The following is a 13995-nucleotide window of genomic DNA, read 5'->3' as shown; positions in this document are numbered from 1 at the left end:
TCGTTTTGTTCATATAAAAATCTCCTTATGATAAAAAGATATTTTATCATAAGGATCATCCTATTATATACCGGAATATATTTCCTAGCTCTTGTTTTTTCTAAAGTTGACGACATTGACTGTTCACTGATATATACTTGTGCCTTGTATCTGTATCCTGCACTTCTATTTTGCTAAAAAAACTGCCACACTCTTTTGTGTAGCAGCACATTTTTATTCTAATTTAAAATATTCTTAAGCACTTCTATCAATGTTTTCATTTCTTCATCGGTTCCTATAGTAATTCTTAAAAAATTATTAATTCTAGGTTCGTTAAAATATCTTACTAAAATCCCATTTTTTCTAAGACTCTTAAATAATTCCTCTGCATTAACTTTTTCATGACTTACAAATACAAAGTTTGATTTAGAATCCATAACTTTAAATCCAATATTCCTTAACTTTTCTATTGTCTCTTCTCTAGTTTTTATTATCTTTGAAGTCAGTTCCTTAAAATAAGTTTCATCTTCAAAAGCAGCTATTGCACCTTCTATAGCTATTCTATCAATAGTATATGAGTTAATTGAATTCTTTAACCTATTTAATCCTTCAATTAATTCTTTTGAACCAAATGCAAATCCTACTCTTAATCCCGCTAATGCTCTAGACTTAGATAATGTTTGCACTACTAATAAATTATCATAATCTTTTATCAAACTTACTACTGAAGTTCCCCCAAAATCAATATACGCTTCATCTACTATAACCACATTATCTTTATTAGAGTCTAATATTTTTTTTATATCATCTACAGATATTGCTTTACTAGTAGGTGCATTTGGATTAGCTAATACAACCCCTCCAATATTTCTACATAACTTTTCTATAGGAATATTAAACTCTTCATCAAGAGGAATTATCTCTGTTTGTAAGTTTAGTAATTTAGCATAAACTTTATAAAAACTGTATGTTATATCTGGAAATAATACTTTTTTCTCGCTAGAAAAAAACGTCATAAAAGAAAAAGCTAATACTTCATCTGATCCATTTCCCACAAATACTTCATCTTTATCGATATTATAATATTTAGCCACTGTTTTTCTAAGATCATCTACATTAGGGTCTGGATATAATTTTAATGTTCCATTATTACCTTTTGATATTGCCTCCAACACTTTTGGTGATGGTGGGTATGGACTTTCATTAGTATTCAACTTTATATACTTCATATCTTTTGGTTGTTCCCCTGGTACATATGGCTGTAGATTTTTAACGGTATCATTCCAATATTTACTCATAACTAGCCCCCCAAAAAAAATATATTTTATAAAATTATACCACTAATTACCGATTACTTACTATATTTAAAATGTAATATATCATGAGCTAACCCTTTTCCTGGTTCACCCATATAATTTTCATACATTTTTATAACAGCTGCATTTTTATGAGCCTTTCTCTTTGGTAAATCTTTATCTTGATTGTAAAGTACTGCTGACCTTAAATCTTTTATTGAAAAATTATACCTATCCATTGATGTTGCATATGGTTGTCCACCACCATCAATACATCCTCCAGGACATGCCATCACTTCGATAAAATGATATTGCTTTTCTTTTATCTTACCACTATTAATAAACTTAAATAGATTAGCTGCTCCATTTATTACAGCTACATTATATTCTTCTCCTGCCATCTCTATCTTGGCTTCCTTTATTCCTTTGAATCCTCTAACATCTTTATATTCTATATCTTCTAAATTTTTACCTTCTAATAAATCTTTCGCTGTTCTAAGGGTAGCTTCCATTACTCCTCCTGTAACACCAAATATAGCTCCGGCACCAGTATATAATCCCATAGCTTCATCTGCCTTACTATCTTCCAAACTCTTAAAATCAATTTTACTATCCTTAATCATTTTTCCTAATTCTCTTGTAGTTAATACTGCATCTATATTTCTTATTCCATAATTCTTCATTTCTTCTCTGTCAGCTTCGTACTTCTTAGCAGTACAAGGCATTATAGTAACAGTAAATACATCATTAGGATCTAGTCCTTCTACTTTTGGATAATATGTTTTACTAACTGTTCCAAAAATTTGTTGTGGAGACTTAGTAGTTGAAAGATTATCTATTAATTCTGGATAATAATTCTCTACAAGTCTTACCCATGAAGAACAACAAGATGTAAACATCGGAAACTTCCCATCATTTTTTATTCTATCTACAAATTCCGTTGCTTCTTCAACTACTGTTAAATCTGCACCAAAATTTATATCAAATACTTTATCAAAACCTAAAAGTCTTAATGCCGTATATAATTTTCCTGTAACGTCTACACCATATCCCATCTTAAACATTTCCCCCATAGAAGTTCTTATAGATGGTGCCATGGCTACGATTACATGTTTTCTAGAATCTTCTAAAGCTTCTTTTACTCTCTCTAAATGTGACTTTTCATATAACGCATCTACAGGACATGCAACAACACATTGTCCACATAATAAACATTTTGTATCATCGAAACATTGAAACCCTTCTGGTCCTATAACATACTCATTATCTTTAGTTTGAAAACTTATATTTTTTGTACTTGTTTTATTTTTACAGGTTTCTACACATCTTCCACATTTAACGCATTTACTTCTATCTATAACAATAGATTTACTTCTATCATCGATATATTTCTGTGGTTCCTTAACTATAAAAGGTTTAGATGCCCTTGCCCTATGTTTAATTACAAGCTTTAGTAACTCACAATTTTCTCTTCTTTTGCATGGACCACATTTGAAGCTATGTTTATCTAATATCTCTGAAAGTCTAGCTTTTATTTCTTCCTCGACTTTTGGTGTTCTAGTCTCGACAATCATCCCATCTATTGCCTTTGTAACACACGCTTTAAATAATTGATCCCTTCCCTTTACTTCTACAACGCATACTCCACAAGTCCCAATATCACTACATTCCTCTAAAAAACATAATGTAGAAATATCAATGTTGTTTTTAGTAGCAACCTCTAATATTGTTGGTTCACCACTAAATTGAATTTCTTTTCCATTAATAGTAATTACACTCATGTTTTTCCCCCGTTTAACAATATAGATTCCCATTAAATATTAATATTAAGTTATATTGTTAATTATATCACAATTTTCACTTTTTTAAATTATTTATTAATTTCTTGAAGAATAAGCACTTTTTTACTTTAATCATTTTCTACATATAAAAAGGAATAATAAACATAATATACTTGAGGTGATATAATGACTAAGAAAATACATTTTAACTTTACAAAAGCACTTATTATATGTGTAATATTTTCTTTGGTACTATCTAATTTATTAGTTAACGGAAAATCTCCTTCTTCTGATATACATATTGTCTTAGATACATTACACTACACTGAAATTCCTAAAAATTTTCGTAGTACAAATAATATAAATGTGTCACATTCAATAAATACAAAAGGCATGGAAAACTTAAATATATCCGGCAGCAGTCAATTTTCTAAAGCAAACCTTCCACTACTTATAAAAAGCATTAATACAAATTTACCAATAATAGATATTGACCTTAGACAAGAATCTCATGGATTTGTTAATGAAATGTCAATAAGCTTTAAAAATGAGAAAAATAACGCCAATTTAGGTTTATCATCTGAAGAAGTACTATTAAAAGAAATAGAAGATTTAAATACTATAGAATTAGATAAATTTTTAACATTTTATAACGATGAAAAGAATCCTATAATTGTGAAATCTGTAGAAAATGAATCTCTTGTTATATCAAAAAATTCAATAGGATATCTTAGAATAGCTGTTACAGACTCCACGCTACCAAATAAAGATGAAGTAAATAAATTTATAACATTTGTAAAAAATCAACCTAAAAATACTCATCTTCATTTTCATTGCAAAGAAGGGATAGGACGAACTACTACATTTATGATTTTATATGATATGATGAAAAATTATAATGATATACCTATGGAAGCTATTATTAATAGACAAATAGCCCTAGCTAAACTAGATGAAAAAGATTCTAGAATTTTCTATGATAAAAATCATACAGAGTTCTTTACTAGTTTTTACAACTACTGTAAAGCTTCTAAAGACTTATTTTTATCCCCATGGCAATAATTTAGATATAATGGCCTCGCAATAAACTTATATTTGCTATTGCGAAAGCCATTTTTATTTTACTTATTCTAAATAATCTTTTGCTAACTTTTCAAATAACGGCATTGCTCTTTCTATTTGTTCTGTTTGTACACAATAAGAAAGTCTAAAGTGTCCTGGGCATCCAAAATCATCCCCCGGCACTAATAATAAATCATACTTTTCTCTTGCCTTTTTACAAAACTCTTTTGCATCTGATTCTAATGATTGTGGAAATAAATAAAAAGCTCCTTCTGGCTTAACACATTTAAATCCTAACTTAGTTAATCCATCATATAGCAAATTTCTATTAGTTTTATATATTGATATATCTGATGTAGCATCAGCACATTTTGCTACAACTTTTTGAAACAAACTTGGAGCATTTACATAACCTAAAACTCTTCCACCGCCACATATTGCAGCATAAGCTAAATTGAAATCATCCATTTCACTTGGAACAACTATGTAACCAATTCTTTCACCTGGAAGTGATAATGACTTACTATATGAATAGCATACAAAAGTATTATTATAATACTTTGTAAGATATGGTACATTGACTCCATCATAAGCAATTTCTCTATAAGGTTCATCTGCAATTAAATAAATAGGATGATTATACTCTTTTGACTTTTCTCCTAATATTTTTGATAGCTTATTTATTGTATCTTCAGAATACACAACACCTGATGGATTATTAGGTGAATTTACTATTACTGCTTTTGTATTTTCATTAATTAACTTTTCAAATTCCTCAAAATTAATTTGAAAAGTTTTTATATCAGCAGGTACTACATTTAATTTTCCTCCTGCTCCCTCTACAAAACACTTATATTCAGGAAAATATGGTGCAAAAGTTATATACTCATTACCAACATTAGTTAATGCCTTAAGACATATACTTATAGATGCTGCAGCACCTACAGTCATATATAAATTATCTTTTGTAAAACTTGTATTAAATCTATCATTTAAAGATTTTGCAATAGATTCTCTTACTTTATCATCACCTTGAGCACTTGTATAACCATGAATTAATGTAGGATCTTCATTATTCACTATATCTAAAATAGCTTCTTTTACACATTCTGGTGCTGGTACATTAGGATTTCCTATACTGAAATCAAAAATATTTTCCTTTCCAACAACAGCTGCTCTCTTTTTTCCATATTCAAATATCTCTCTAATTGTGGATTTTTTTGTTCCTAATTTAAGTATTTCCTCTGAAAACATATAATAGCCCCCTTATTTATAATTCACAGTTCACAATTCGCAATTGTGGAGGAAATTCCTGCGGAATTTCTTAAATTGTGAATGTAGTAACTTAATGAATATGATTTATATTTATCTAAATAAACTTCATTTAGAATGTATATCCTTTTCTTACCATATAAAATTTATGATATATTTAATATTTCTCTATCTCAAATTCTATTTTATCATTATATTATAGTTAAGGTAAATCACCTTACGGGACATTTTACCACATTTAGCAAATAAATAAAAAAGCCATGTTTTATTTAAAATCTTTTAATAACGCTGCAAATGGATTATCCTCCGCTGCTTGTTGCTCTGCTTCCTTCTGCAACTTCTTCATAATTCTATTTACTTCTTTCTTATCAACTTTGCCTTTCTTATCAAATCTCTTTTCAAAGGCAGAAGCCTTTTCTCTAAAGTTGCAATTATTACCTACACAAACATAAATCTTACCTTCGCCTTGGCCTCTAAGTTCAAGCTTCTTATGACATTCAGGACATCTTGCATTGGTAAATCTCGCTATATTTTCTCTATAACCACACTCTCTATCCTGACATACAAGCATTCTTCCATTCTTGCCCTTAACCTCTAATAGATACTTGCCACAGTTAGGACACTTAGTTCCTGTTGCATTATCATGATGGAACTTAGCTGTTACTCCTTTAACATCTTCAACAAGCTTTGTTGCATAGTTTTTCATATCACCGATAAATTTCTTATCATTAGCTTTTCCTTTTGCTATATTATCAAGTTGACTTTCCCACTTTGCTGTTAATAATGGTGATTTTAAATCTTCTGGCACTAAATCTATAAGTTGTTTTCCCTTTGATGTAGGGTAAATTTCCTTACCTTTCTTTTCAATAACAAAAGAGTTAAATAACTTTTCTATAATATCAGCTCTTGTGGCAACTGTTCCAAGACCCCCGGTTTCATTTAATGTCTTAGCTGCATCTTTACCCATATTTACGTATTTTTGTGGATTTTCCATTGCTGATAATAATGTTGCTTCGTTAAATCTTGACGGTGGTGTTGTTTGTTTCTTCACTTTATTAACTGAAGCTATTGTTAATTTATCGCCTCTTTTTAGTTCTGGAAGCTCTTGAGAATCTTCATCATCATTGAAATTATCATAAAGTGCCTTCCATCCCTTGCTCTTTGTTATATTACCCTTAGCAGTAAAGGTTTCTCCTGCAATATTAACAGTAACACTTGTTTGCTCATATTCATAAGGAGGTAATAATACACTTAAAAATCTCTTAACTACAAGATCATAAATATGTCTTTCTTCAGTGCTAAGGTTGGCTAGATTCACCTTTTCTTCCGTTGGAATTATAGCATGGTGATCTGAAACCTTTGTATTATCTACATAGTTCTTATTAGCCTTAACCCCTGTTCTTAAAAGCTGTTCTGCTGCCTTTCTATATTCTCCAAAAGATACTGACTTAAGTCTTTCAGGAATAGTAGCCACAATATCAGTAGTTACATATCTTGAATCTGTTCTTGGATACGTTAAAATCTTATGATTTTCATATAATCTTTGCATTATACTCAAAGTTTGCTTTGCTGAATATCCCCATATTTTATTAGCATCCCTTTGAAGTTCTGTTAAATCATAAAGAGCTGGGGAGAATTTTTTCTTAGTAGTCTTCTTAACATCTACAACTTCACCATTTTGTCCCTTACACTTATTAACTATAGTATCGGCATCTTCTTCCTTGAAAATTGATGTATTTCCTTTTGAATTAATCCAATTTAAAGTAAAACCTCTACTCTTAGCATTTAAGCACCAATAATCTACAGGCTTAAAGTTTCTTATTTCTTCTTCTCTATTTACAATCATAGCAAGAGTTGGTGACTGAACTCTTCCTGCACTAAGTTGAGCATTATATTTACAAGTTAATGCTCTCGTTACGTTAAGCCCTACTAACCAGTCAGCTTCAGCTCTACATACAGCTGCCTTATAAAGATTATCATATTCCTTAGCATCTTTTAAATTTTTAAACCCATCTAAAATTGCCTTATTAGTTTGAGATGAAATCCATAATCTTTTACAAGGTTTCTTAACTCCAGACTTCTCTAAAATCCAACGAGCTACTAACTCCCCTTCTCTTCCTGAGTCTGTTGCTATTACTATATCTGATACATCTTTTCTTAAAAGTTGTTTTTTTACCTCATTATATTGTTTACCTGTTTTCTTTAAAACAGTAAGCTTCATATACTTAGGCAGCATTGGTAATGTTTCCATCTTCCATTGCTTATATTTATCATCATAACCTTCTGGATCTAAAAGACCTACTAAATGTCCCATTGCCCATGTTACAACATACTTACTTCCTTCAATATATGACCCCTTATTCTGATTGCATTTTAAAACTCTTGCTAAATCTCTTCCAACCGATGGTTTTTCAGCTAATACTAATGTCTTACTCATTTTATCTCCTTATCTTAAATACTATAATATTTAATATTTCATATAATAAATTAATTCTAATTATTTTTATAAATAATAAACTACTTATAATTATACAACGTTTTTCTTTGTAATATATAATCAATTCACATTTTCAGTGCACTGTGAACTGACAATTGTGCACTGATCTATACCTGTGACTTGTGTCCTCATACTTGTGCCTTGCCTCGCATCTGTGCCCTGATTCCAATAGTGACATCCTTCCCCTCACCTACATAATATAATTATGAATCACTATTATCTCTCTGGAGGTACTAATGGCTTTTATTAAACTAACTCCTCCTATATTTGAAGATAACACCAACAACGATACCATTGTCAATGATGATGAAATAGTCTTTTTAAATCAAAATAGATTATTTTGCTTCCTTGCTATAAATCCATTAAATGATGACAATGCCATAGTTGGATCGAACATACTTTACTTAAGAATGCAAATAAGCTTAAAAAATCTTTATCTTGCTTTAATATTAAATGACTTAGATATAGCAGAAGCGCAGCTAAATCCTCACCTCAAACTTCACGAAGATGAAAGTCTCGATAAAATAATTCATGGATACTTTTATTCAAATGTACAATATAGCTTAGCTGGATTGCCTTATGTTACATTTATAATATCAAGTCTAGATGCAATAACTCCTTTTTTCAATTATCAAATTAGTATAACACCTAGAGTATTTTATATTATTTTTGTTATATCAATTCTTGAAAATGATCCTAACTTCTATTATTTTAATAATGCTTATATTGAACTTAATGCCATAAATCTTGAACTAGCTTCTATGGGACGCTCAGAGCCTAGACATTGCTTTAAATATCGTCAACTTCCAAGGAATAGAAAATACAGAAGAAATAAACCTAGATAAAATATTACCTAGGTTTATTTCTTATATTAATTTAATTCTACAAATGTATCATCTGACATATTCCATTCAAAAGCTTCCTTATTATGTTTATCTACAAAATACCATTTTGAAGTTGCTATAAAACCAAATTTCTTTTCTTCAGCTTTTATAAGGTATCCACTTCTATCATCTATTTCTTCATAACTTTCTACTTCTAAAGATGAATTGGAGTTTGATCCTAACTTTCCTTTCAAAAACTCTACAGCCTCTTCTTCTGTAAAAGCTTCTCTTTCTTTTTTCTCTTCTTCCTCTTGTTTTTTTCTTTCACTTTCTTCTCTCGCTAATTTTGCATCTCTATTTTCTATTATAGAAGCTTGTAATTCTTTAGCTTCCTCATCATCTGGTTTTACATCAAGAACATCGGATATACTCTCTAAAGCACTATCATAATCTCCATCATAAAAAGCATCCTTTGCTTTTTGAAAATTAATCTCTACTAATTTTTCATCACACTCTTTTATTTTTTCCTGTGCATCTTTATATATCTTTCCTTCATTAGCTAAGATTTTATTTAACTTATCCTTAGCCTCGTCAAATTTTTCTCTTTTCATCAAATTCGTCGCTTCATCAAATAACTTTTCTGACTTCTCAATCTTATCCATTAGCTCTAAATTTTCTTTTCCTTTTTTAGTAGATTTTAAATCTTCTGCCTTTTTCAAAATATCTCTTGCTTTATCATATTCTCCACTTTCTACATACTCTTGAAACTTATTTAGATAATTTAAAACATTATCATTAACCTTAATACTATTAAATAACAACAATATTCCTAATACCATAGTAATTATCAATACTGAAATTATTCCTATAATAACTTTAGTGCTTTTCTTTAATTTTTTTCTCCCATTCCCCATACTCTTCTCCTTTTTTTAATAAATCCCTATTCTCCTCTTATTGTTTCTTTCAAATAATAACAACGTAATTTTCAAATTAATACAAAATCACTATTTTATATATATTCTTATTAATAAATATAACCTTAACCCCTATAAATATCAATATATATGTATTAATATTTACTTAATCGAAAGTTATTTAGTCTTAAATTATTTTTTTAAGGAGAACACTATGAAAAAGTTTTTTGCATTAAGTTTTAATGGTAAACTACGTTTTGAATTGATTTTTGAAAAACTATTTTTATTATTACTAATTTTCACATTGGCATTAGGAATTTTAAACAAAAATTCCTTTATGTATCTATCTTCTTTATTAACAATAGTAGTAACTCTATTCTTAAAATTCTTATTTATGTACACAAAGTTTAAAGGTTCTTTACTTTTATATTTTTTCTCTCAATTATTTATTTTTTTATCCATGTTTCTAGGTCGTATAGTTTCTATCTATAGCATATTTCCTTCTTGGGATAAATTTGTACACTTTTATTCTGGTATTGTCTTATTCTTCATAGGGCTCTCTATTTTCTTAACGTTATGCAGAGAAGATTCAAAAAATCTTTTTTCTCTTTTAATACTTTTCGGTATATTTTTTAGTATATCTATGGCTGGGTTATGGGAAATATATGAGTTTACCACTGATGCACTTCTATCCCTTAATTCTCAAAATCATAGTCTTAATGACACTATGATAGATATGATTTGCGGATCAATTAGTACAATAATCGCATCTATAATATATATTCTTTATTGCAAATATAAAAAAGATTTCTAATAACTTTTTTTAAATAATAAAAAACTGGTGACATATTACTTTAATATCCACCAGTTTCTTTTTAAATTTGTTTAGTTGGTAATATTATAATAAATTCACTTCCTACACCAACTTTACTTTTTACTCGTATATCACCATTATGTAAATTTATAATTTGTTTTGTAATTGTTAATCCTAAACCACTGCCGCCATACTCTTCCGTTATACTTCCATACCCTTGGGAAAATCTATCAAAAATAGCTTCATAATTTTTTTCTTCTATACCAATACCAGTATCCCTTACAATTATAGTAACATACTGATCATTGTCATTTATAATTACGTCAACTTTTCCACCTTCTTCAGTAAACTTAATAGCATTACCAATAAGATTAATTATACATCTCTCTATATTTTCCCTGTCACATTCTATTACTTTTTCCTCTATCTCAGGATCTATAATTAACTCTAGCCCTGAATTTTCTGCAAAATCCTTCATAGATAAAACTACTTCCTCAACTAAATACACTATATCATTTTCAGTAATATTTAATTTATAAAATCCAGCATCTATCTTTGCAGTATCTATAATATTATTAATTAAACTCAATAGTCTCTTAGAATTTCTATTCAATACAGACATATAGTAATCTAGCTTAGATTTATCTATATGTTCTTCATTTTTATTTAACTCTGTTACTAATTTCTCTGTAGATAATATAACGTTTAACGGTGTTCTAAGCTCATGAGATAAATTTATAAAATAATTATTTTTATATTGCTCATGTTCAATTACCTTATTATATAATTTTTTATTTTCTATTAACTTGTTATTTAATTGAAGTGTCCTATGATCCACCATGCTTTCTAAAATTCTTACATGATTTACTGCAAAGAAAATTAATAGTATAGCTATTAATACATAAAATACATATGCTACTGGACTTAACCACAGTGAATTGTGAATGACAATATTTATAAGTAATTCATCACTATTATTTCCAGATGCATCTTTTGCCATAAGTTCAACTCTATATTTTCCAGGAGATAAATTGGAATAATTTATATAATTATTATTTTCATTATATATCCACTTTTCATCTACCTTTTTTATTCTATATGAATAAGATATTTTAGATGAATTTCTAAAATCAGGTACAAACAATTCTAGAGATATATTATTTTTATCATGAGATAACTCTATTTTTCCCTCTTCTATATCAACATATTTTTTATTATCAACTTCTTCTCCATTTACAAGAACTGACTCTATCTTTAAGTTAAATCCACCATATTGATTTGAATTTATTTCTTCTGGATTAAAGTAATCTATTCCTTTAATTCCACCGAAGTACATTACTCCTTCTTTATTTTTATAATATGAATATACATTAAACTCACTACTTCCAAATCCATTAGTAACATCAAATCTTTCTGTAATGCCTTTCTTCATATTTAACTTAAATATACCCCCATTAGTACTAACCCATGGATTATTTTCCTTATCAATTAATATTCCATATATATATGTATTAGTTATACCTTCTTCTTCGCCAAACCTTTGAAATCTTTCCGTTTCTTTATCAAATTTATTTAATCCATAAGTAGTCCCCACCCATATATTACCACAACCATCTTCTGCTATAGACTTTATTGAATTATAACTTAAACTACTTGTATCATTTTTATTATTAACATAAGATTTCATAAGCATATCATCTCTATCAAATCTTATTAACCCTCCGTCATAGCCACATCCAAGCCATAATACACCATCTGAATCTTCATATATACTAGAAATGTATCTGTCATTGATTCCATTCTTCTCCATCAAATCACTATAATCTATAAATTGATCTTTTCTATCAAAAGAGCATAATCCATTTCTAGTTCCAATCCATAATACACCATCACTATCAATAAATAATGTTTCAACATATTTATCTGCTAATGAAGTATTTTCATCAATAAATTTATAATTAGTAAATAATCCTGTATTCTTATCAAATTTATCTAATGCAATACCAGTAGAAATCCATATCTCATTACCACCATCTCCAACAATTTGCCATATTCTATTTCCACTAATTGAATTTTCTATCTCATCATGGTAATAATGTTTTATTTCATTAGTATATTTATTGATAACATTAAGTCCACCATTATTGGTTCCTACCCAAATTAAACCATCATTATCTTCATAAATTCCATATACACTGCTATCACTTAATGAATTTTCTTCAAATTCACTTTTCTTGTAACTTTTTATATTTACTCTAGGATTAAAATTATTTATACCATCATAACTTCCCACCCAAATAAGTCCTGATATATCCTGATATAACGACAATATATAGTTGTTAGATAAAGATTTTGGATCATATTCTTTATGTACATAATGTTGAAAATTATTTTCTCCTTTTCTTTGTACTGCTATTCCACCTTTAGTTCCTACCCATAAGTTTCCATCGAAATCTTCTAAAATAGTTTCTACACTATTATGAGGCAATAAATTTTTATTGCCTTCATTATTTTTAAATTCTTTTACACTCTCTTCTTTTTTATTATATTTTTTAAATCCATTGTCTTTTATTGCAAATAATATATCTCCATTAGATAATGTATATATATTATTTATATGTTCTTCTGTACCAATACCTTCAAAATTTTTCAATACTTTCTTCTCTTCATCTAAAAAATATGCTCCTTTTTTAGTTCCGACCCATATAACACCATCTTTATCCTCTTCTATAGTTAATATGTAATTTTCTATATTATACTCATCACTAAGTCCTTCTACATAAAATCTATAAAATTTATTTTTTTTCCTATCATATAAATTTAAACCTTGCTCTGTTCCCACCCAAAGTCTATCTTTAGAATCAACTAAAACATGTCTTACATTATAATGAGACAATGAATTCTCATCTCTTATATCTGATACGTAATTATGAATTTTTTTTCTATCCTTACTAATTTTACTTAAACCTTTATTAGTAGCTACCCAAAGATTTTCATCTTTATCTTCTGCCACCTTACATATATAATCTGATGGTATTGTTACGTTTTTTCCGTCTTTATATTTGTACACCTTAAACTTCTTTCCATCATATCTATTTAATCCATCTGCAGTAGCAATCCACATATAACCTTGATTATCTTGATATATGTCATTTACTGTTGTTTGTGATAATCCATCTTCTATAGTTATTCTTTTAAATTTAATATCTTTTCCTTGTGCAAATGTTACTTCGCCAAAACTTATTAATATTATTAAAGTCAATAATACACGTAGATATTTTAATAAGCTTTTCAATGTCTCCTCCATCTTCTATACATTACTACAATATAATGTATAAATCCGTCATTACTAGTCCACTATATTCTATCATAAGTTCAATTCCTTTGCGAGAAACAACACTTAAGTATAACAGTTTTATATATGAACTAAATATATCTATTAACACAATTGTAATTCGCCGTCCTAAGGACTATAATATTTTCCCTTTGGGGAAAATTAACATTTATTGTTGATTGTTTGAATTGACTGAATTGTGAATTACCCTTACTTGTGCCTT

At 28.5% G+C, this 13995-nt stretch carries 9 protein-coding genes; 3 read left to right on the top strand and 6 right to left on the bottom strand.

From position 1 onward, the window contains the following. Nucleotides 1–218: 218 nt before the first annotated feature. Nucleotides 219–1277, bottom strand: a complete 1059-nt coding sequence (hisC, locus tag KQI30_RS11935; protein ID WP_216463583.1) for a histidinol-phosphate transaminase — start codon at nt 1275–1277, stop codon at nt 219–221. Nucleotides 1278–1330: 53 nt separating this feature from the next. Next, nucleotides 1331–3055, bottom strand: coding sequence for a ferredoxin hydrogenase (locus KQI30_RS11930; protein ID WP_216463582.1), 1725 nt, complete (start codon nt 3053–3055; stop codon nt 1331–1333). A 186-nt stretch (nt 3056–3241) separates the two neighbouring features. On the opposite strand from KQI30_RS11930, the gene KQI30_RS11925 reads away from it, so the two are divergent. Next, nucleotides 3242–4117 carry a fused DSP-PTPase phosphatase/NAD kinase-like protein gene (locus KQI30_RS11925; protein WP_216463581.1) on the top strand — a complete coding sequence of 292 codons (876 nt, stop codon included), beginning with the start codon at nt 3242–3244 and terminating at the stop codon, nt 4115–4117. Between the two features lie 63 nt (nt 4118–4180). Here the strand turns inward: KQI30_RS11925 and KQI30_RS11920 are convergent, their stop codons facing one another. Both KQI30_RS11920 and KQI30_RS11915 read right to left on the bottom strand, forming a co-directional pair. Continuing rightward, nucleotides 4181–5371, bottom strand: a complete 1191-nt coding sequence (locus KQI30_RS11920) for a pyridoxal phosphate-dependent aminotransferase (RefSeq protein WP_216463580.1) — start codon at nt 5369–5371, stop codon at nt 4181–4183. Between the two features lie 283 nt (nt 5372–5654). Continuing rightward, complete coding sequence (locus tag KQI30_RS11915) at nt 5655–7826, bottom strand: DNA topoisomerase III (protein WP_216463579.1); 2172 nt, start codon at nt 7824–7826, stop codon at nt 5655–5657. 296 nt (nt 7827–8122) lie between these two features. Here KQI30_RS11915 and KQI30_RS11910 point away from each other — a divergent pair, with 296 nt between their 5' ends. Further along, a complete protein-coding gene (locus KQI30_RS11910) occupies nt 8123–8731 on the top strand; it encodes a hypothetical protein (RefSeq protein ID WP_216463578.1) in 609 nt (202 codons plus the stop codon). Between the two features lie 26 nt (nt 8732–8757). On the opposite strand, the gene KQI30_RS11905 is transcribed toward KQI30_RS11910, so the two are convergent. After that, nucleotides 8758–9624 carry a tetratricopeptide repeat protein gene (locus KQI30_RS11905; RefSeq protein WP_216463577.1) on the bottom strand — a complete coding sequence of 289 codons (867 nt, stop codon included), beginning with the start codon at nt 9622–9624 and terminating at the stop codon, nt 8758–8760. A gap of 214 nt (nt 9625–9838) precedes the next feature. Between KQI30_RS11905 and KQI30_RS11900 the strand changes: the two genes are divergently transcribed. Continuing rightward, entirely contained in the window at nt 9839–10438 is a 600-nt protein-coding gene (locus tag KQI30_RS11900; protein ID WP_216463576.1) for a hypothetical protein, read from the top strand. A gap of 61 nt (nt 10439–10499) precedes the next feature. On the opposite strand, the gene KQI30_RS11895 is transcribed toward KQI30_RS11900, so the two are convergent. Further along, entirely contained in the window at nt 10500–13733 is a 3234-nt protein-coding gene (locus KQI30_RS11895) for a ligand-binding sensor domain-containing protein (RefSeq protein ID WP_216463575.1), read from the bottom strand. Nucleotides 13734–13995: the final 262 nt, after the last annotated feature.

This window comes from Clostridium bornimense (assembly GCF_018917145.1).
GTDB lineage: Bacteria > Bacillota > Clostridia > Clostridiales > Clostridiaceae > Clostridium_AN > Clostridium_AN bornimense_A.
Note: the sequence above shows the minus strand (reverse complement) of the source record. Positions and strands in the feature narration are given on the sequence as shown.

What these genes read in the sequence shown, in the direction of transcription:
- KQI30_RS11910 (WP_216463578.1), top strand. Translation starts at nt 8,123, where the DNA reads ATGGCTTTTATTAAACTAACTCCTCCTATATTTGAAGATAACACCAAC.
- KQI30_RS11930 (WP_216463582.1), bottom strand. Translation starts at nt 3,055, where the DNA reads ATGAGTGTAATTACTATTAATGGAAAAGAAATTCAATTTAGTGGTGAA.
- hisC (WP_216463583.1), bottom strand. Translation starts at nt 1,277, where the DNA reads ATGAGTAAATATTGGAATGATACCGTTAAAAATCTACAGCCATATGTA.
- KQI30_RS11920 (WP_216463580.1), bottom strand. Translation starts at nt 5,371, where the DNA reads ATGTTTTCAGAGGAAATACTTAAATTAGGAACAAAAAAATCCACAATT.
- KQI30_RS11905 (WP_216463577.1), bottom strand. Translation starts at nt 9,624, where the DNA reads ATGGGGAATGGGAGAAAAAAATTAAAGAAAAGCACTAAAGTTATTATA.
- KQI30_RS11915 (WP_216463579.1), bottom strand. Translation starts at nt 7,826, where the DNA reads ATGAGTAAGACATTAGTATTAGCTGAAAAACCATCGGTTGGAAGAGAT.
- KQI30_RS11900 (WP_216463576.1), top strand. Translation starts at nt 9,839, where the DNA reads ATGAAAAAGTTTTTTGCATTAAGTTTTAATGGTAAACTACGTTTTGAA.
- KQI30_RS11925 (WP_216463581.1), top strand. Translation starts at nt 3,242, where the DNA reads ATGACTAAGAAAATACATTTTAACTTTACAAAAGCACTTATTATATGT.